Source organism: Dactylococcopsis salina PCC 8305 (assembly GCF_000317615.1).
GTDB classification, from domain to species: domain Bacteria; phylum Cyanobacteriota; class Cyanobacteriia; order Cyanobacteriales; family Rubidibacteraceae; genus Halothece; species Halothece salina.
Genome location: NC_019780.1, coordinates 834,801 through 852,325, shown reverse-complemented (window position 1 = coordinate 852,325; position 17,525 = coordinate 834,801). Strand labels below are relative to the sequence as shown.

Sequence of the window (17,525 nt, the reverse complement as noted above, 5' to 3'; positions counted from 1 at the left end):
CTAAACTACTCATCATTGTTGGTCAGCTTAGTAATCTCTTCTAGGGAAAGTTCAGTGAGTTCAGCAATCTGCTTAATTTCCATTCCCTTACTCAGAAGTTTTTGGGCAAATCGCTTTTGCGCGATCTCAATACCACGTTCTTCACCAATTTCCATACCCCGCTTTTGGGCTTCTCGAACGAGTGTTTCTTTTTCTTGTTGATAAAGCGGTTCCAATCTCATAATTTGTTATTCGTTATTTGTTGGTAACTGGTCATTGGTCATCAGAATTTTGGTTAATCAGTTTCATCACCTGTTTCCGAGAAAGACCGGTGGCTTGGGCAATTTGCTCAATTCCCATACCCATACTAAGGAGATTAGCTGCAATTTCTCGCTGTGTACGCTCTTCTCCACGTTCTTCACCGCGTTCTTCAGCTTCGCGAACGAGTGTTTCTTTTTCTTGTTGATAAAGCGGTTCTAATCTCATAATTTGTTATTCGTTATTCGTTATTCGTTATTTGTTGGTAACTGGTCATTGGTCATCAGAATTTTGGTTAATCAGTTTCGTCACTTCTTCCGGGGAAAGACCAGTCACTTCGGCAATCTCCTGAATTTCCATTCCTTTATTGAGAAGATTAGCCGCAATTTCTCGCTGCGTGAGCTGTTTAACTTCTCGTTGTAGTTCTTCTTTTTCTTGTTGATAAAGCGGTTCTAATCTCATAATTTGTTATTCGTTATTCGTTATTCGTTATTTGTTGGTAACTGGTCATTGGTCATCAGAATTTTGGTTAATCAGTTTCATCACCTGTTTCGGAGAAAGACCGGTGGCTTGGGCAATTTGCTCAATTCCCATACCCATACTATGGAGATTGGTAGCAATTTCTTGTTTGATTTCTCGATCGCGTTGTTCACGTTCAATTTGATAAAGAGGTTCTAGTCTCATAATTAATTCCCTATCCTCTGGTTCAATGTCCTGCTTTGATTTTAAACTCTTTTGCAGGGTATAGAGCAGTTCCAGCGCCCTTTGACGAAAGGGATTGTTTTCACTCAAGGCTTCCAATTCATCAATTGCTTCCTTTTGAACTCTGTCTCTTCCTAAGACTCTTAACCAAAGTGTTTCTGAGGTACGAGGGAGTTGATGAATGACGATGATATTGGTACTCAGTGAGCTTCCTAACGTATAAAATCCCTCTAACTCATCAGGTGTTTGCAAAGCGTTAAATCCAGACAAGACGGTTGAAGAAGCGGTTGGGGTTAAAATCCATAATTTAGGAACACTTTCTTCAGCCAAAGAAGACTCCTTTCGTCTGGCTTGTCGTTTCATCTCTGCTTTGATCAACAATAACTTGAGAAGACAATCGCCAATTTGCTCAGGGGTAACAGGATTACGATAGGGTTCAAACATCGAGGGAGTAGTTGCCATCCTTCCCAGACCGCCTAACTCATTAAGTTCTCTTAAATGCTCTTGGGCAGGTTCAAACCAAACATCAATATATTGGTCTTCTGCGGAGACTCGTTTCTGTGAGTTAATTTGACCAAAGGGTTCGAGGAGAGATTCAAAATAATCCTTGGCAAACTTATCATGGATTAAACGAGTCATAAAATCAGGAGCGATGAACCAACTGAACGATTATAAATGATTGGGGTAAGAAATTCTAGTTCGGGGCGCGATCGGGTTTGAGAGAGGGTGCGCGATCGAGGTTGGAGGAAGGGTGCGCGATCGAGGTTTGAAGGAGGGAGCGCGATCGAGGTTTGAAGGAGGGAGCACGATCGGGGTTTGAGGGAGAGTGCGCGATCGGGGTTTGAGGGAGGGGGCGCGATCGAGTTGGGAAGGAATTTTAATTCGGGGCGCGATCGCGCTAGGTAGAAAATCTAATTCGGGGCGCGATCGCGCTACAAAACTACTTATCATTGTTGGTTAGCTTAGTAATCTCTTCTGGGGAAAGTTCAGTGAGTTCAGCAATTTGCTCAATTTCCATTCCCTTACTCAGAAGTTTTTGGGCAAATTGCTTTTGCATGAGTTGTTTAATTTCTTGATCGCGTTGTTCACGTTCTTGTTGATAAAGGGGTTCTAGTCTCATAATTAATTCTCTATCCTCTGATGGGAGTTCCTGCCTTGATTTTAAACTCTTTTGCAGGGTATAGAGCAGTTCTAGTGCCCTTTGGCGAAAGGGATTGTTTTCACTCAAGGCTTCCAATTCATCAATTGCTTCTTGTTGAACTCTGTCTCTTCCTAAAACTCTTAACCAAAGCGTTTCTTCTGTACAAGGAAGTTGATGAATGACGATGATCTGGGTATTGAGTGAACTTCCTAACGTATAAAATCCCTCTAACTCATCAGGAGTTTGGACAGCGTTAAATCCTGATAAGACCTTTGAAGAAGCGGTTGGTGTTAAAATCCATAATCTAGGAACACTTTCTTCAGCCAAAGAAGATTCCTTTCGTCTTGCCTGTCGTTTCATCTGTGTTTTGACTAGCAATAATTTGAGAAGACAATCGCCAATTTGCTCAGGGGTAACGGGATTGCGATAAGGTTCAAACATGGAGGGAGTGGTTGCCATTCTCCCCAGACCGCCTAACTCATTAAGTTCTCTTAAATGCTCTTGGGCAGGTTCAAACCAAACATCGATATATTGGTCTTCTGCGGAGACTCGTTTCTGTGAGTTAATTTTGCCAAAGGGTTCGAGGAGAGATTCAAAATAATCCTTGGCAAACTTATCATGGATTAAACGAGTCATAAAATCAGGAGCGATGAACCAACTAAACGATTATAAATGATTGGGGTAAGAAATTCTAGTTCGGGGTGCGATGCTCGTAGAGCGGTCGCTTCGCGACATCGAGGTTTGAGGGAGGGAGCGCGATCAGGTTTGAGGGAGGGGGCGCGGGGTTTTAGTTACTTGCAATCAGTTTTCTCACTTCTTCAGGAGAAAGACCGGTGGCTTGGGCAATTTGCTCAATTCCCATACCCATAGCATGGAGATTAGCTGCAATTTCTCGCTGCGTGAGCTGTTTAACTTCTCGATCGCGTTGTTCACGTTCAATTTGATAAAGAGGTTCTAGTCTCATAATTAATTCCCTATCCTCTAGTTCGATTTCCTGCTTTGATTTTAAACTCTTTTGCAGGGTATAGAGCAGTTCCAGCGCCCTTTGGTGAAAGGGATTGTTTTCATTACAATGCTTCCCATTCATCAATTGCTTCTCACTATTGTTTTTTTATAACTCATCTCAATTTGTTAAAATTGGAGTTAAATAATTAGATTGAAATTAATCCGTTATGTTAACATCAACCGATTTTAGTGGCTTATTTAATCAGCGTTTTCTCAATAACTTTTTTCCGATTCCTGCTAGTAGTCCCTTAATTTTAGGTTTAAAAACTCCTAATTTTGAACTTCCTGATGTTACCCATGATCAACAAGTTAAACTGAATGATTATCGGGAAGAAAAACCAGTTATTCTTGCGTTTACTCGCATTTTTACAGAAAAACAATATTGTCCCCTTTGCTATCCCCACATTCTGGAATTAAATCAACGCTATGAAGCATTTACCCAACGCGGAATCGAGATTTTAATGATTACTAGCACTGATGTTTCTCAGTCTAAACAGGTGGTTAAAGATTTAAATATTCAGTTTCCTTTACTTAGTAATCCCACTTGCAGTGTCTTTCGGAAATATGGTGTTGGTCAAGCGTTAGGTGCGCCTCTTCCTGCTGAATTTGTCTTAGATGAAGAAGGGGTTCTACAATACAAACATCTGTTTTCTTTTCTCTCTCCTAATGCTAATGTTGAGGAGTTATTATCTGTTGTTTCTTCAGATGATTAAATTCTCCCCCCTCACCCCCAATTCTGGGGGAAATATTACTCGCCCCCCTTTTATATTTGGGTTTTATATCAGGTTCGCTCGATCGATGATAAAGAGTAGGTTGGGTTTCGCTTGGAGATGTTCCATGGAACGTCTCTACCCAACCTACGTTTTTGGTGTTGGGTTTCGCTTCTCTCCACCCAACCTACGTTTTTGGTGTTGGGTTTCGCTTCTCTCCACCCAACCTACGTTTTATGATTGATTGATACGCCAAGCGGTTAGTAAGGTAACGGGATTGAGAGGAGAAAAACGGGTAAGATGAGCAATGGGAAGAGAACGAGAAATTTGAATTTGTAGAATGCGATCGAGCCACTGATGTTCCCTCAACCATTGTCTAGCTTCTTCTAAGTTTTCTAAGGTTGCTAAAGCAAAAACGATCCGTCCTCCTGTTACTAATTGTTCTTCACAATGGTTTAAAATGGCGGTTAAATTGCCACCTGTTCCACCAATAAAAATTCGTTGAGGATGTATAGAATTGGGAAGTTTTTCGGGTGCGCTTCCTTCGATTACTGTTACATTTTCAACATTTAAACGTTGACAGTTGGCTTTAATTAAAGATGCTCCCATTGCTGTTTTTTCTAAGGCGTAAATGTGCGAGGTTGGAAATAAACGGGCGATTTCAATGGAAACTGCGCCTGTTCCTGCGCCAATATCCCAAATGATTTGTTCTGGTTTTAGTCCTAATTCTGCTAATATTAAAGGTCTGATTTCTCGTTTTGTCATTAAGCCTGGTCGATCGGGAAAACTCAGAAAAAGATCATCTGTTAATCCCAAACTGGGTAAAGTTTCTAAATCGGGAATTGGGGTTTCTTCTCGTAATAAAATGACCACATTGAGCGCGGAAAATTGCTCCGATTTTACGGTTTCTAAATCTAAACAGCGACAGCTTTCCTCTGTTCCTTCTAGATTCTCACACACCCAAAATTGATAAGAAAATGGCAAGTCAAGAGCGGTAATCAGTTGCGCGATCGCGCTAGGATTATTGTTATAATCGGTGAGGATACCAATTTTTTTGTCTCCCCGTTGAATTGCCTTGACTAATGCTTCTGTATTCCGTCCATGAGCGCTGATTAATGTCGCATTCTGCCAGGGAATTTTAATCCGATTAAAAGCAATTTGTAAAGCGGAAAGATGAGGATAAAAGGTCAGTTGATTAGGGGGAAAATGCTCTAATAATAAACGACCTAAACCATAAAATAACGGATCACCACTGGTTAAAATGACAATCTTTTCCGATGCTTCTTGATGAGTTTTAATCAGCGCGATCGTTTCCTCCAAATTGCCTAATTTAACCGCTTTAGCAGCGGAGGAAGTAAAATAACTTAATTGCCGTTCACTTCCCACCAAAACCGTTGCTTCATTAATAATTTTTCTGACTTTTTCCGTTAATCCTTCCCGACCATCCAAACCAACACCAACCACAGAAATCGGTAAAAACTGACTCATTTTTCCTCTTGACTTAGCACCAATAAAGCGTTTATAATTGCTCCTGCAACTGCTGATCCGCCCTTACGTCCTTCTACTCGAATTTGGGGAATATTGGTTTGTGCCAGTGCTGTTTTTGACTCGATAACTGATACAAACCCTACGGGTACACCCACAACTAAACTCGGTTGTGCAATTCCTTTTTTGATGCCATCACATAAGGCTAAAAGCGCGGTGGGAGCATTGCCAATGACATAAATCCCTTGCGGATAATTCTCTAAACATTTGACTAATCCTGTTTCGGTGCGTGTCTTGCCAACAGGAACATTTTTCGCTTCGTCTAACGCACATAAAATTGGGTTTTGGGAAGTTTTTTCCACTAGGTTTTGGATTCCCTTTTTTACCATTCCCACATCAACAATAATGGGAGTCTGGTTTTTTAAGGCTTCGATCGCGCAGTCGATCGCCCGATCGCTAAAATAGAATAAATCTAGAAATTCAAAATCTGCTGTCCCATGAATGGCGCGACGAATCACTTGATATTCTGCGGTTGGATAAGAATGTTCTCCAACTTCTTGGTCAATGATAGCAAAACTTTCTTCGACGATCGGATGATTGAGCGATTTTTTTTCCATAGAAATAGTAAATTGACAAAATTTTTATCCCCCCTAACCTCAGGGTTGTTTCATTCTTTTGAAATCAAGGGAGGTAGGGAGACAAGGGAGACAAGGGAGATGGGGGAGATGGGGAGATTTCAGCGACTTTACCCAATGAAAATAAGGGTGGGGTTGGGTTTTGTTGCCTCCACCCAACCTACGCTTTGGCTTCTCCTGTCTCAACAAACTAATACCATTTTGAACAATTGGCGCTACATTAACGATCGGCTAAGCCCCCCTTAATAAGGGGGGTTTGGGGGGATCAAGTGTAACTTAACTTTTCCAAAATGGTATAATTTAGATGCTTAAAAACTTATTGGAAAATTAATCATTTTTCTCTAAAATTAATCACAGGGAAATCAGCATCACGAGTGAAAGAAGTCATATCAGAAAACTTCCGTAACTCAGCGCGATCGACCGTCAGAATTTTAGGATCAATCTCTAGCCATTGGTCATTAATTGCGGTTAAAGTTGTGCAAATAGCATCTTTTTCTGATTCGGGTGGCACTTTTCCAAAATACCCTAAAGTAACATGAGCTAAAAAATGATAATGTTGTTCTAATCCTAATGATAATAAACCTTGATTTTGATAAATGGCACGCCGTAATTGAAGCACTTGCTGATAAGAATGATCATCTTTCGGTAGCAAACCAACCACGATCGCGCGAGGGCGAATAATTAATCCTAATAACTGCCATTGTAAAGGTTTAGAAGCATAATTTTCTCGTTGATATTGTTCAAAACTAGCAGCGATTTGAGCTTTCAATTGAGTTTCAAACTCGGGATTTTTTGCCACTGCGCTTTGAAATTCATCTCCCCAAATCAAGTCCGCTAAAGTAACATGAAAACTAGGAGGCGGCACGGGTAAAATAAAGTCTTGGGGAAGTTGACTCAATAACCGTTTTTGGGTTTGCGCCAAGTGATGATAAAACCCCTCATTGCTACTATCATCTTGATAGGGAGGAGTGACCACGCTATATCCTGGGAAAGATCGCGCTTCTACCTTCCCCGTCTCATCCCGTTGAAATTTCGGGGATTCCTGAATATTTTTTAATTGTGTTGGATACAAAGACGGCTGTGATAAGCGCCCGACTTGTTCCACATACTTTTGATAGGCTTCGTCCAAGGCTAATCTATCTCCTGATAACCGTTATAAGGAACTTACAACAACTAAAACCGATTTCTCGGAAATCTGATCTAGCCTGAGTTCCACTTCCTACTGCTGTCCAGAAAGGGTTTTTTCCAGCAATGCTGGCGTTAACTACCCTCATATAACCACAATAAAGGAAAAACCGACAAAAAACATATTCGACTGATGCCAGTTTACTTTTTTTGGGGAGAGGATGAATATCGCTTAACGCAAGCGATCACTGTTTTACGGGAAAAGGTTGTTGATCCACTTTGGAAAGAGTTTAACGAAGACATTATTGCGGGTGATCAAACCGAAGCAGTAACGGAAGCGCTGTATCAAGCGTTAACGCCTCCATTTGGCGCAGGAGAACGTTTTGTTTGGGTATCCCAAGCCACGATCGCTCAACGTTGCTCAGATGCTTTATTTTTGGAGTTAGAGCGCACTTTACCAAAACTCCCCCCTACTTCTCATCTGTTGTTTAGCACTAACAACAAACCCGATGGGCGTTTAAAATCAACTCGCTTCTTAAAAAAATATGCCACCATTAAAGAGTTTGGATTGATTCCACCTTGGCAAACTGAACGACTGTTAACACAAGTGGAAACGATCGCGCAAGAAAAACAAGTCAAACTGACAAAAGCAGCAAAAGAGCGTTTAGCCGAAGCGGTGGGGAATAATACTCGTTTGTTATCCCAAGAGTTGGAAAAGCTGGCTTTATATGCGACGGGAAACCAGAACACCCTCGACGAGAGCGCGATCGAGCAGTTAGTCAGTGGTAGCACTCACAACAGCTTACAGTTAGCGAAAGCAATTATTAATGGTGATACCAATCAGGCTTTACAGTTAGTATCCGACTTACTCAACCGCAATGAACCCGCTTTAAAAATCGTCGCTGTTTTAGTGGGACAATTCCGAACTTGGTTCTGGTTAAAATTGATGATAGCAAAAGGAGAAAAAGATAATCAAGTCATTGCTAAAGCTGCAGAAATTAATAATCCGAAACGGGTTTATTTTCTTCGTCAAGAAGTACAGTCAGTTTCGATCACAAAATTTATTAAGGCTTTTCCCCTTCTCTTAGAATTAGAAGCCGCTCTCAAAAGGGGAGAAGACGCAATGACAACACTTCAATCGCAAGTGATACAACTTTGTCAAATTTTCCAAAAATAGGGATCAACCTTCTGAAACTTTTTAATTTTAATCATCGTCTCACCTTTCTGGGAAGCACATTCTCGCCACAAAAAAATAACTTAGATCAACATTACCCCTGATTATGTTTTCTTGTTTCCATTACATCTTGAAAATTACTCTCCTCACCACCACTCTTTTGTTTTTTGAGAGTGGATTGAATCTGGTTAGTCCAACACAGTATGATCATAAAATTAGGGTAGCAGCGATCGCGCAAGAAACCAGTTATGATCAGCAACAAGTCAAAAACTATGCTGAAGCTCTTCTTGCTATTGAGCCATTGCGTCAAAGAACATTTCGAGAAATTCAAACGATTTTAGACTCAGAACAAGTGCCGACAATTGCTTGTAATCGCTCCCAGAGTTATCGTAATTTAACTTCCGAAGCTCGATCGTTGATCACCAACTACTGCGATCGTTCTAAAGAAATTGTACAGCAAAAGGGATTAACCGTAGCAGAATTTAACGCCATCACCACCGAAGTTAAATCTAACCCTGAATTAAAAGAACAAGTACAAGCGGAAATGTTAGAACTCCAGTAGAGATATCGTTTGGATGAAGGACACAAAACCCAACACGAAAAACGTAGGTTGGGTGAAGGACACGAAACCCAACACCAATCAGTGACCAGTGACCAGTGACCAGTATTTAGGGCTTGAGTCAAGAAAGCTAAAACTCGCGTACCATCTGGTTTTAAGGCTCTTAACTCCTCAAAAAAGTGCAAGGGATAAATGGGAGACAAGGGGGACAAGGGAGACAAGGAGGACAAGGGAGACAAGGGAGCGATTTTTCTTCCCCATCTCCCCCATCTGCCCCATCTCCCCCATCTGCCCCATCTCCCCCATCTCCCCCATCTTCCCCATCTTGCCTTTTGCCTCTTGCCTCTTGCCTCTTGCCTTTTGCCTTAGCTGAGGCAAAGAAATGATAAAGTAAAGTTTCAAATTATTAACTTGTCAACCAAAGTGAGGATCGTCTGTGTCTTCTCCAAACCATGAATTACTCTGGACAATCATCGGTTTAATTTTGACCATTGCGGGAACGTTTGTAGAAGCCTTTATGACAAATTTTCCTTGGTCTTGGTCAGAAGAAGGACTTAAAACTCATTCCTTGGGGATTACCTTTCAAATTGCTGCTGTCTTATTAACCGCTTGTTTGGGGGGAAAACGTGCGGGTTTTTTATCACAACTTGCTTATGTCACATTAGGTTTAGTGTGGCTTCCCGTGTTTTCTCGTGGGGGTGGGATGGGTTATCTCACCGAACCTAGTTTTGGGTATATCATTGGTTTTGTTCCTGGGGCTTGGTTTTGTGGTATTTTAGCATTTCGCCGTCAAAAACAATTGGAATGGTTGGCTTTAAGTTGTTTGTTGGGACTGATTGTAATTCATGGAATGGGAATTATTTATTTAGTTGGTTTACATTATTTCAATCTTATGATTTTTGATGCAATATTACCCCTAATCCCCAATATTATTCAGTATTCTTGGCAACCTTTATCAGCGCAATTAGTTTTAGTTTGTGCGGTCGCTGTGTTAGCTTATGGATTAAGAAATATCTTGTTTTATTAATGAAGAAAAATCGTTTATTTTGGCTAGTTGCAATTCTTGGTTTTATCTTAGATCAGGGAACAAAATTATGGGTGGTTCAATCCTTCTCAGAAATTGGCGAAACGATCGAGCTTATTCCCAATATTTTTCATTTTACCTATGTTATTAATACAGGAGCTGCGTTTAGTCTGTTTGCAGAAAATGGAGAATGGTTACGTTGGCTATCCCTAGCTGTTACCATTGGCTTAATATTGTTTGCTTGGTTTAGTCCTCGTTTACCAAAACTAGAACAACTCGGTTATGGGTTTGTTTTAGCAGGTGCGGCGGGTAATGGTCTAGATCGCTTTTTATTTGGCTATGTTGTGGATTTTTTAGACTTCCGTTTAATTCAATTTCCTATTTTTAATCTTGCTGATATTTGTATTAACTTCGGTATTTTCTTTCTAATCATTACTAATTTCCCTGTTTTCCAACGTTCTCGCCGTCCAAGAAACGGAGAACAAGACAGCAATGAACAATCGTAAACAATCAGAATCTGCTTCTACAAATAACTTTTTAACCCAAGCGATTCAAACCGTACAAGCGCAAGCACTGACCTTAAAACCCAGTGCAAAAGTTCCTGAATTACACATTAAAAATGGTCGAGAAAAGCAAATTAGTAAACATCCTTTAGTGGGCAATCGATATTTATTAGGACGTAGTTCTCGCGCCAGTGATATTGTAATTCGGAACTCTCTAATTAGTCAAATTCATATTTCGATTAATCAAGATCAAAAGGGCAATTATTTTGTCAAAGATGAAGACTCACTGAACGGAATTTATATCGGAAAACGCAAGAAATCTTCCTTTCCCCTCCGTCATGGTGACAAGTTTACTCTTGGTCCGCCTAATGTTGCTGATGTGGTAGAAATTACTTACCATAATCCGCCTCCTTTATTATTACAAAGTCTTTCCTATTTCTTTTATGGCGTGGGAGGAGTCGCGGTAATTTTAGCGGTGTTAATTGGCATTCAATGGACAAAGTTTTCTGTCCAACCCCTTCCTTTAGGCGTACAAGGTCCGGTGGTGGTTTACTCCCGTGACGGACAAACTCCCTTACGTCCTTTACAAAGTAATACTCATCAAGAATTAGAGAAATTATCTGACTTTTCTCCTTATCTTCCCGATGCGGTGATTGCTTCTGAAGATACCCGTTTTTATTGGCATTTTGGCGTTGATCCGATCGGGGTTTTAAGAGCAGCAATTATTAATTTTACCGCATCTGATGTCCGTCAAGGAGCAAGTACCCTCACGCAACAGTTAGCGCGAAGTCTTTATCCTGACTATGTGGGACGAGAAAACACGATCGAGCGCAAATTAAATGAAATGATCGTCGCTCTCAAACTAGAAACATTTTACAGTAAAGATCGAATTTTGCTCACCTATTTAAATCGAGTTTATTTAGGAGTGGGAAGTTACGGATTTGAGGATGCCGCTCAATTTTACTTTGACAAATCAGCGATGGATTTAAACTTATCAGAAGCAGCAACTTTAGTGGCAATTTTACCCGCCCCTAATGCCTATAATCCTGTGCGAAATTATGAAACAGCAGTAAAATTCCGCGATCGCGTCATCGATCGTATGGCAAAATTAGGGATGGTAAGCTCAGAAGAAGCACAACGAGCGCGTCGTTCTCGAATTGAAGTCAGCCCCAAAGCAAAACAAACCTTTTCTCAAATTCGCGCCCCCTATTTTTATAATCATGTTTTTGTAGAATTACAACAACTATTAGGATCAGAATTAGCCTCAGAAGGGAACTTTATTGTTGAAACTTCGATCGATTTAAACCGACAAACGATCGCCGAAAACCAACTCCGAGAAAACATTAGTAATCAAGGATCATTCTACGGTTATAATCAAGGAGCAATGGTCACTCTCGACAGTGAAACGGGAGCAATCTTGGCTTTAGTCGGCGGTAAAAACTATCAAGAAAGCCAGTTTAATCGAGCAACACAAGCGCAACGTCAACCTGGTTCAACATTTAAAGTTTTTGCCTACGCAGCCGCCTTAGAACAAGGCATTTCTCCCAATAAAACCTATTCCTGTACTCCCATCACTTGGCAAGGACAAAACTATCGCGGTTGTGAACGTAGCAGTGGTAACATCACACTAGGACGAGGTTTAGCGCAATCAGAAAACGCAGTAGCGCTACGAGTCGCAAAAGATGTGGGCTTAAAACAAGTAGTAGAAATGGCGCAACGGTTGGGAGTTAGTTCCTCCTTAAATCCCGTGCCAGGATTAGTTTTAGGACAAAGTGAAGTCAACGTTTTAGAGATGACCGGCGCTTATGCAGTGTTTGATCATAATGGCATTAAAAATCATCCTCATGGCATTACTCGCATTTTTGACGGGGGAGACTGTAGCAACCCCGATGATTATCAAACCTGTCGGTTAATTTATGATGATAACAATGACGCAGCACTCGATCGCCCCGTGATTTCCTCCGAAACAGCCGCAACGATGACTCAATGGTTACAGGGAGTAGTAAGAGAAGGAACTGGAAGCAGTGCCAACATTGGGAAAAATGCAGCAGGAAAAACAGGAACAACAGATGATGCCGTCGATTTATGGTTTATTGGCTATCTTCCCGATGAGAACCTCACCACAGGAATTTGGCTAGGGAATGATCAACCCTCTCCCACTCGCGGTAGTAGCGCCGCCGCCGCGCAACTGTGGGGAAATTATATGCAATCAATGCTTCATCCTTAAATTAAGTAAAACGTAGGTTGGGTAGAGACGTTCCATGGAACGTCTCCACGGGAAACCCAACACCAAAACGTAGGTTGGGTGGAGTTTACGAAACCCAACACCAATTATAAGGAATTACCTGAACTTGATATTACTGCCCATTAATTATAATCAATAATGACCCGTTTTATCCACGATAAATTTGCTAAAGACTACCTAGAAACCCTTCTCGAAAAATTTGGAACAGTCAAAGCACCCAGACGAGTATCCGCAGAAGAACAACAAATTGATGTCTGGTTTGAACCAGCGCGAGACAACTTAACCGCACTCAATCAGTTAGGATGTTTAGGCAGAATGGCAACCGCTTCCTCTATTTTTGAGCCTGTCTTGAGTGCGTCTTACATTCTGGGGAAACCCCAGAATTACGCACTCGCTACCGTAACGCCATTACACCTGATGAAATTGGAGATTGTTTATTAAAATGGTTGTTAGTGAAAGGAGAATGTAAACGACAAGCCAAACGGAAACGTCTTTCCTTTTCTTTAGAAAGTGTTCCGCGATTGTGGATATTAACCCCCACTGCTTCAGCGACCTTGTTATCAGAAGTTAATGCTTTTCCTAGTCCTAATGACTTATCAGGTTTTTATCGTTTAGCCCCCTCATGGAAAACCACAATTATCGCCATTCATCAACTACCACGCACTGAAGAAACCCTATGGTTAAGAGTTTTAGGTCGAGACAAAGTGCAAAAACAAGCCATTGATGAATTAGAAATTCTCAGTTCAGAAAATCCTTTTCGTCAACCTGCCCTAGAACTACTTTATACCCTGCGAGAAAATTTACAATCAAGAGAGAACCTAGAACCAGAAGAGAGAGAATTAATTATGCGTTTAGCCCCTCTTTATCAGCAAGAAAAAGAAAGATGGCAACGAGAAGCCGAACAGACGGCGCAACGGAGGATTGCACAAAAACTTCTCCGTAAGGGAATGGCTTGGGAAGAGATTGTTGAACTCACCGAACTTTCTTTAGAAGAAGTGATGGAACTCAGTAATCAGTGACCAGTGATCAGTGATCAGTAAGCAGTAATCAGTGATCAGTGACCGGTGACCAGTGACCAGTAATCAGTGAACAAATAACGAATAACGAATAACGAATAACGAATAACGAATAACGAATAACGAATATTGGTGTTGGGTTTCGTAAACTCCACCCAACCTTTTACAGTGATCAGTGACCGGTGACCAGTGACCAGTAATCAGTGATCAGTGACCGGTGACCAGTGACCAGTAATCAGTGAACAAATAACGAATAACGAATAACGAATAACGAATAACGAATAACGAATATTGGTGTTGGGTTTCGTAAACTCCACCCAACCTACTTCTGTGTTGGGTTTCGTAAACTCCACCCAACCTACTTTTTCAGTCTCTTAACAATTTCTTGTCTTTACCCAACAGGAATCTGCTATCGTGTTATTTGATGCCTTATTGATTTTAATTTGCAATAATGGAAAACACTACCATGTCACAAGAAGCCCTCTGGATCAGCGTTAGTCCCACCTTGAAAAGATTTCATCGTCCTTTACTGAAATATGTCTCCCGAAAACTTACGTTCCGAGAATGGGAATATGAACAAGCTGAAGATGAACCTTGTAGCTTAGAGATTCCCCTGACTTTATTGCATGATTATCTCAAAAGTTCTGCCGATCCGATTCATCTCTGTGGACATAGTACGGGAGGAATTGTCGCTCTTCTCTATGCTTACCGCTTTCCAGAACGAGTAAAATCTCTTACTCTATTAGGAGTGGGTGTTCAGCCTTTAATCGACTGGCACGCTCATTATTATACTGATCGTCAATTGTTACCCTGTAGCCAAGAGATTGTTTTAGCGCAAATGGTACGAGCTTTATTTGGGTGTCAAAATCGCGATCGAACAAAAGGATTAGTTTCTCTGTTAAAACGCGATTTAAAAGCAACGCCTTCTCCTCATTCTTTATTCCAACGCGGTAGTATTGAACCGAAAACAGTTCCTTCACCTTTAATGGTGTGTGGAAGTGAAGATGATGTGATTGTTGATCCTTGCGCTTTAGCGGGATGGAATCGTTATTTGAAAGCGGACGATCGCGTCTGGAAATGTTCTCAAGGTAATCATTTTTTCCATTATTACTATCCGCAGTTAGTGGGAAATCAGATCATAGATTTTTATCAAAACTTAGAGCCGTTACCCGTTAAAAAAAATGTCCCTCGATCGAGCAACCTCAAATCATTAAACTGTCCTTAAATAACGCTTATAAAATGCAAATTGCCACTTGGAATGTTAACTCAATTCGGACTCGGAAAGAACAAGTTTTAGCTTGGTTAAATGAGCATCCAGTTGATGTTCTCTGTTTACAAGAAACCAAAGTGATCGATCGAGATTTTCCCAGAACTCCTTTTGAATCATTAGGTTATTCTGTTTATGTTTCAGGACAAAAATCTTATAATGGGGTTGCAATTTTTAGTAAGCAGCCCTTAGATTCTTTTCATTGCGGTTTTACACCAGTTTTAGGAGAAGAAATTGTCGGGAATTATGACGAACAGAAACGAGTGATTAGTGGTGTCATTGATCAAGTTCGTATTGTTAATGTTTATATTCCCAACGGAAGCAGTGTTGGGAGTGAAAAATATGATTATAAAATGGGCTGGTTTGAGATATTAAATCAGTATTTAGAAAAATTGTTAACAGAAAGGGAAATTTGTCTTTGTGGCGATTTTAATGTTGCACCAGACGATCGAGATATTTACGATCCCACTGGTAAAGACAATCATATCATGGCTTCTCCCCAAGAACGCAGCGCGATCGAAGCGATTAAAAAATTAGGGTTTCAAGATGCGTTTCGTAAGTTAAACCATGAAGGAGGACAATATAGTTGGTGGGATTATCGCACCCGTGCGTTTTCTAAAAACCGAGGTTGGCGCATTGATCACCACTTTCTCACGGAGGGATTATACGAAAAAGTAAGCAACTGTTGGATTGATATCATTCCTCGTCAACAAGAAAAACCCAGTGATCACACTCCCGTCATTGTTGAATTTTAATCAAAAGTTAAAGTAACCTTTGCATAATAGAAATAGAATCGAGTGATGATTTATAGGAAATGATATGTTTTTAGTAACTGGCGCAACTGGACAAATTGGACGGCGGATCATTCGTTTGTTACGAGAAGAGGAACAAGCGGCGAGAGGGTTTGTCCGCTTAGATTCTAACTATAGCGAAATTGAACAACGCGGTGCTGATATTTTTATTGGTGAATTAACTGAGGAAAAAGATATCGCTAAAGCCTGTCAAGATGTTAAATATGTGATTAGCGCCCATGGTTCAGGGGGAAATGCTCAGGCGTTAGATTATCGTGCTAATGTTGATTTAATTGATCAAGCAAAAGCTCAAGGGGTGGAACATTTTGTTTATATTTCTGTTCTTGGGGCGCAACGAGGATATGAAGATTCTCCCACTTTTAAGGCAAAACGAGAAGTCGAGAAGTATTTACAAAAAAGTGGACTCAATTATACAATCCTACAGCCGTCGGGGTTAGCATCTGATTTGATTCCCCTAGCAGAACGTTTACGAGATACAGGATTTTATTTGATTATCGGTGATCCCAAAAATCGGACTTCAATTGTTAGCCCTGATGATTTAGCTAAAATTGCGATCGATGCGGTAAAAATAGAAGCGGCGAAGAATCAAATCTTTCCCGTCGGTGGTCCGGAAGTTTTAAAGCGAGAGGAAATTCCAGAGATATTGGGTCGTATTTTTAACCGCGAACCGCTAGTGGTCAATGTTCCTTTATTTGTGTTGGACGGTGTTCGCGATGGGATTGGGTTGATTGATCCAGAAACACAAAAGTCTTTAGGAACATTGCGAATAATCTCAGGAAACGAGTTTTTCTGTACGGAAACCGAGATCAATCAGTTGGAAACCACGTTTAACATGAAGATGGAGTCTCTAGAAAGTTTTATCACTCGCTATTTGGGGACTTAAAATGAACAAGCAGATCAGGAAATTGGGATAGAAATAATGGATAGCAATAACTGGATTAAACAGTTGTTAATGGTCGGTGTTGGTACAACCTCTCTAGTTGCGGAGAAATTAAGAGAGGTGAGTGAACAGTGGGTAAAAGAAGGTAAAATTAACCCAGAACAAGCGCGGGAGTTTGTGGATGACTTAATGCAGCAAATTCAAGCGGAACAGGGTAATTTTGAGGAACAAATGGAACGTCAAATGCGAAATGCTTTGCAAGATTTGGGCGTTCCTCGTCAAAATGAGTTGGATGAGTTGAGAGGACGCATCGATCGCATAGAACGTCAAATCAGGGAGTTGGAAAATCGATCTTGGCGTTAATTATATAAGGTAATCTCATTGAGGAGGAAATTTAATGCGAGAAATTTTGGTCAGTTTTAGCGTTCTAGTGGTGTGCGTTTTGGTGTTGATTGTGGCGCAAGTGGTGGATCAAGGAAAAACCAGTAGCGCGATCGCGTCTCCTTTGTCTGCTTCTGAATCGGGAACATTGGTTGCTTTGAGTTTGGAAGATGTCGCCAATAAGGAAGATGTGAAAACCACTGACTCTGGACTGCGTTATGTGGAAGTGGAAGAAGGAGAGGGGGAAGTTCCTCAGTCTGGACAAACTGTAGTGGTACATTATACGGGAGGTCTCGCCGATGGAACGAAGTTTGATAGTTCTCGCGATCGCGATCGTCCTTTTAGCTTTAAGTTAGGACAAGGACAAGTGATTAAAGGTTGGGAAGAAGGAATTTCTACGATGCGTGTTGGTGGTCGTCGTCAATTGATTATTCCCCCAGAATTGGGATATGGTCAAAGAGGGGCTGGTGGTGTCATCCCTCCCAATGCGACTCTGATTTTTGATGTGGAATTATTGAGAATCTCATCTTAAAATCACTCATTTCCTTGTAGAGGCGTTCTTCTAGGATGTCTCTACTCAGGGCTTGCTGAATAAAACTGAAAGTTTTACCAAATAAGGATTTG

The 17,525-nt window shown here is 40.9% G+C and carries 25 protein-coding genes; 13 read left to right on the top strand and 12 right to left on the bottom strand.

Annotated features, from left to right (window positions below):
* Positions 1-5 precede the first annotated feature (5 nt).
* The 7 genes from DACSA_RS04415 to DACSA_RS22015 all read right to left on the bottom strand — a co-directional run bounded on the left by DACSA_RS04415 (position 6) and on the right by DACSA_RS22015 (position 3,044).
* Positions 6-221, bottom strand: coding sequence for a hypothetical protein (locus DACSA_RS04415; protein ID WP_041235322.1), 216 nt, complete (start codon positions 219-221; stop codon positions 6-8).
* A gap of 31 nt (positions 222-252) precedes the next feature.
* Positions 253-465 (bottom strand): hypothetical protein, encoded by a 213-nt coding sequence (locus tag DACSA_RS04410; RefSeq protein WP_041235321.1) that lies wholly within the window; start codon positions 463-465, stop codon positions 253-255.
* Positions 466-510: 45 nt separating this feature from the next.
* Positions 511-699 (bottom strand): hypothetical protein, encoded by a 189-nt coding sequence (locus tag DACSA_RS04405; RefSeq protein ID WP_041235320.1) that lies wholly within the window; start codon positions 697-699, stop codon positions 511-513.
* Between the two features lie 45 nt (positions 700-744).
* Positions 745-1,578: a hypothetical protein gene (locus DACSA_RS04400; RefSeq protein ID WP_015228610.1), complete on the bottom strand. Its 834-nt coding sequence runs from the start codon at positions 1,576-1,578 to the stop codon at positions 745-747.
* Between the two features lie 30 nt (positions 1,579-1,608).
* Entirely contained in the window at positions 1,609-1,890 is a 282-nt protein-coding gene (locus DACSA_RS04395) for a hypothetical protein (RefSeq protein WP_041235319.1), read from the bottom strand.
* A complete protein-coding gene (locus tag DACSA_RS04390) occupies positions 1,880-2,716 on the bottom strand; it encodes an RpnC/YadD family protein (RefSeq protein WP_015228609.1) in 837 nt (278 codons plus the stop codon). Before DACSA_RS04390 ends, DACSA_RS04395 begins: the two co-directional genes overlap by 11 nt.
* Positions 2,717-2,867: 151 nt before the next feature.
* Entirely contained in the window at positions 2,868-3,044 is a 177-nt protein-coding gene (locus tag DACSA_RS22015; RefSeq protein WP_232225204.1) for a hypothetical protein, read from the bottom strand.
* A gap of 208 nt (positions 3,045-3,252) precedes the next feature.
* On the opposite strand from DACSA_RS22015, the gene DACSA_RS04380 reads away from it, so the two are divergent.
* Positions 3,253-3,798, top strand: a complete 546-nt coding sequence (locus DACSA_RS04380) for a peroxiredoxin family protein (RefSeq protein ID WP_015228608.1) — start codon at positions 3,253-3,255, stop codon at positions 3,796-3,798.
* Positions 3,799-4,029: 231 nt separating this feature from the next.
* Here the strand turns inward: DACSA_RS04380 and DACSA_RS04375 are convergent, their stop codons facing one another.
* The 3 genes from DACSA_RS04375 to DACSA_RS04360 form a co-directional block, all read right to left on the bottom strand.
* Positions 4,030-5,283 carry a bifunctional cobalt-precorrin-7 (C(5))-methyltransferase/cobalt-precorrin-6B (C(15))-methyltransferase gene (locus DACSA_RS04375; RefSeq protein WP_015228607.1) on the bottom strand — a complete coding sequence of 418 codons (1,254 nt, stop codon included), beginning with the start codon at positions 5,281-5,283 and terminating at the stop codon, positions 4,030-4,032.
* On the bottom strand, positions 5,280-5,897 hold the full coding sequence (locus DACSA_RS04370; RefSeq protein WP_015228606.1) for a cobalt-precorrin-8X methylmutase: 618 nt from the start codon (positions 5,895-5,897) through the stop codon (positions 5,280-5,282). The genes DACSA_RS04375 and DACSA_RS04370 overlap by 4 nt, the downstream gene beginning before the upstream one ends.
* Positions 5,898-6,246: 349 nt before the next feature.
* Entirely contained in the window at positions 6,247-7,044 is a 798-nt protein-coding gene (locus tag DACSA_RS04360) for a hypothetical protein (RefSeq protein ID WP_015228605.1), read from the bottom strand.
* Positions 7,045-7,233: 189 nt separating this feature from the next.
* Between DACSA_RS04360 and holA the strand changes: the two genes are divergently transcribed.
* Positions 7,234-8,217 (top strand): DNA polymerase III subunit delta, encoded by a 984-nt coding sequence (gene holA / locus DACSA_RS04355; protein WP_015228604.1) that lies wholly within the window; start codon positions 7,234-7,236, stop codon positions 8,215-8,217.
* A 103-nt stretch (positions 8,218-8,320) separates the two neighbouring features.
* On the top strand, positions 8,321-8,776 hold the full coding sequence (locus tag DACSA_RS04350) for a DUF4168 domain-containing protein (protein ID WP_015228603.1): 456 nt from the start codon (positions 8,321-8,323) through the stop codon (positions 8,774-8,776).
* A gap of 168 nt (positions 8,777-8,944) precedes the next feature.
* Here the strand turns inward: DACSA_RS04350 and DACSA_RS22010 are convergent, their stop codons facing one another.
* Positions 8,945-9,151: a hypothetical protein gene (locus DACSA_RS22010; RefSeq protein WP_232225202.1), complete on the bottom strand. Its 207-nt coding sequence runs from the start codon at positions 9,149-9,151 to the stop codon at positions 8,945-8,947.
* A 58-nt stretch (positions 9,152-9,209) separates the two neighbouring features.
* Between DACSA_RS22010 and DACSA_RS04340 the strand changes: the two genes are divergently transcribed.
* The 5 genes from DACSA_RS04340 to DACSA_RS22000 all read left to right on the top strand — a co-directional run bounded on the left by DACSA_RS04340 (position 9,210) and on the right by DACSA_RS22000 (position 13,564).
* A complete protein-coding gene (locus DACSA_RS04340; protein ID WP_015228601.1) occupies positions 9,210-9,800 on the top strand; it encodes a biotin transporter BioY in 591 nt (196 codons plus the stop codon).
* Positions 9,800-10,303, top strand: a complete 504-nt coding sequence (lspA, locus tag DACSA_RS04335; RefSeq protein WP_015228600.1) for a signal peptidase II — start codon at positions 9,800-9,802, stop codon at positions 10,301-10,303. The genes DACSA_RS04340 and lspA overlap by 1 nt, the downstream gene beginning before the upstream one ends.
* Positions 10,290-12,527: a PBP1A family penicillin-binding protein gene (locus DACSA_RS04330; protein ID WP_015228599.1), complete on the top strand. Its 2,238-nt coding sequence runs from the start codon at positions 10,290-10,292 to the stop codon at positions 12,525-12,527. Before lspA ends, DACSA_RS04330 begins: the two co-directional genes overlap by 14 nt.
* 156 nt (positions 12,528-12,683) lie before the next feature.
* The gene (locus tag DACSA_RS22005) at positions 12,684-12,986 is read left to right on the top strand and encodes a hypothetical protein (RefSeq protein ID WP_051017276.1); all 303 of its coding nucleotides are present in this window, start codon (positions 12,684-12,686) and stop codon (positions 12,984-12,986) included.
* Between the two features lie 11 nt (positions 12,987-12,997).
* On the top strand, positions 12,998-13,564 hold the full coding sequence (locus DACSA_RS22000) for an RpnC/YadD family protein (RefSeq protein WP_232225200.1): 567 nt from the start codon (positions 12,998-13,000) through the stop codon (positions 13,562-13,564).
* A 197-nt stretch (positions 13,565-13,761) separates the two neighbouring features.
* On the opposite strand, the gene DACSA_RS20250 is transcribed toward DACSA_RS22000, so the two are convergent.
* Positions 13,762-13,914, bottom strand: a complete 153-nt coding sequence (locus tag DACSA_RS20250; protein WP_156800646.1) for a hypothetical protein — start codon at positions 13,912-13,914, stop codon at positions 13,762-13,764.
* Positions 13,915-14,012: 98 nt separating this feature from the next.
* Here DACSA_RS20250 and DACSA_RS04320 point away from each other — a divergent pair, with 98 nt between their 5' ends.
* The 5 genes from DACSA_RS04320 to DACSA_RS04300 all read left to right on the top strand — a co-directional run bounded on the left by DACSA_RS04320 (position 14,013) and on the right by DACSA_RS04300 (position 17,433).
* Positions 14,013-14,786, top strand: a complete 774-nt coding sequence (locus DACSA_RS04320) for an alpha/beta fold hydrolase (protein WP_041235315.1) — start codon at positions 14,013-14,015, stop codon at positions 14,784-14,786.
* Between the two features lie 14 nt (positions 14,787-14,800).
* Positions 14,801-15,583, top strand: a complete 783-nt coding sequence (gene xth, locus DACSA_RS04315; RefSeq protein WP_015228597.1) for an exodeoxyribonuclease III — start codon at positions 14,801-14,803, stop codon at positions 15,581-15,583.
* Positions 15,584-15,647: 64 nt separating this feature from the next.
* Positions 15,648-16,523: an SDR family oxidoreductase gene (locus tag DACSA_RS04310; RefSeq protein WP_015228596.1), complete on the top strand. Its 876-nt coding sequence runs from the start codon at positions 15,648-15,650 to the stop codon at positions 16,521-16,523.
* A gap of 36 nt (positions 16,524-16,559) precedes the next feature.
* Entirely contained in the window at positions 16,560-16,883 is a 324-nt protein-coding gene (locus DACSA_RS04305) for a phasin family protein (RefSeq protein WP_015228595.1), read from the top strand.
* Positions 16,884-16,917: 34 nt separating this feature from the next.
* A complete protein-coding gene (locus DACSA_RS04300) occupies positions 16,918-17,433 on the top strand; it encodes an FKBP-type peptidyl-prolyl cis-trans isomerase (RefSeq protein ID WP_015228594.1) in 516 nt (171 codons plus the stop codon).
* Positions 17,434-17,525: the final 92 nt, after the last annotated feature.

What these genes read in the sequence shown, in the direction of transcription:
- DACSA_RS04415 (WP_041235322.1), bottom strand. Translation starts at nt 221, where the DNA reads ATGAGATTGGAACCGCTTTATCAACAAGAAAAAGAAACACTCGTTCGA.
- DACSA_RS04410 (WP_041235321.1), bottom strand. Translation starts at nt 465, where the DNA reads ATGAGATTAGAACCGCTTTATCAACAAGAAAAAGAAACACTCGTTCGC.
- DACSA_RS04405 (WP_041235320.1), bottom strand. Translation starts at nt 699, where the DNA reads ATGAGATTAGAACCGCTTTATCAACAAGAAAAAGAAGAACTACAACGA.
- DACSA_RS04400 (WP_015228610.1), bottom strand. Translation starts at nt 1,578, where the DNA reads ATGACTCGTTTAATCCATGATAAGTTTGCCAAGGATTATTTTGAATCT.
- DACSA_RS04395 (WP_041235319.1), bottom strand. Translation starts at nt 1,890, where the DNA reads ATGATAAGTAGTTTTGTAGCGCGATCGCGCCCCGAATTAGATTTTCTA.
- DACSA_RS04390 (WP_015228609.1), bottom strand. Translation starts at nt 2,716, where the DNA reads ATGACTCGTTTAATCCATGATAAGTTTGCCAAGGATTATTTTGAATCT.
- DACSA_RS22015 (WP_232225204.1), bottom strand. Translation starts at nt 3,044, where the DNA reads ATGAGACTAGAACCTCTTTATCAAATTGAACGTGAACAACGCGATCGA.
- DACSA_RS04380 (WP_015228608.1), top strand. Translation starts at nt 3,253, where the DNA reads ATGTTAACATCAACCGATTTTAGTGGCTTATTTAATCAGCGTTTTCTC.
- DACSA_RS04375 (WP_015228607.1), bottom strand. Translation starts at nt 5,283, where the DNA reads ATGAGTCAGTTTTTACCGATTTCTGTGGTTGGTGTTGGTTTGGATGGT.
- DACSA_RS04370 (WP_015228606.1), bottom strand. Translation starts at nt 5,897, where the DNA reads ATGGAAAAAAAATCGCTCAATCATCCGATCGTCGAAGAAAGTTTTGCT.
- holA (WP_015228604.1), top strand. Translation starts at nt 7,234, where the DNA reads ATGCCAGTTTACTTTTTTTGGGGAGAGGATGAATATCGCTTAACGCAA.
- DACSA_RS04350 (WP_015228603.1), top strand. Translation starts at nt 8,321, where the DNA reads ATGTTTTCTTGTTTCCATTACATCTTGAAAATTACTCTCCTCACCACC.
- lspA (WP_015228600.1), top strand. Translation starts at nt 9,800, where the DNA reads ATGAAGAAAAATCGTTTATTTTGGCTAGTTGCAATTCTTGGTTTTATC.
- DACSA_RS04330 (WP_015228599.1), top strand. Translation starts at nt 10,290, where the DNA reads ATGAACAATCGTAAACAATCAGAATCTGCTTCTACAAATAACTTTTTA.
- DACSA_RS22005 (WP_051017276.1), top strand. Translation starts at nt 12,684, where the DNA reads ATGACCCGTTTTATCCACGATAAATTTGCTAAAGACTACCTAGAAACC.
- DACSA_RS04320 (WP_041235315.1), top strand. Translation starts at nt 14,013, where the DNA reads ATGGAAAACACTACCATGTCACAAGAAGCCCTCTGGATCAGCGTTAGT.
- xth (WP_015228597.1), top strand. Translation starts at nt 14,801, where the DNA reads ATGCAAATTGCCACTTGGAATGTTAACTCAATTCGGACTCGGAAAGAA.
- DACSA_RS04310 (WP_015228596.1), top strand. Translation starts at nt 15,648, where the DNA reads ATGTTTTTAGTAACTGGCGCAACTGGACAAATTGGACGGCGGATCATT.
- DACSA_RS04305 (WP_015228595.1), top strand. Translation starts at nt 16,560, where the DNA reads ATGGATAGCAATAACTGGATTAAACAGTTGTTAATGGTCGGTGTTGGT.
- DACSA_RS04300 (WP_015228594.1), top strand. Translation starts at nt 16,918, where the DNA reads ATGCGAGAAATTTTGGTCAGTTTTAGCGTTCTAGTGGTGTGCGTTTTG.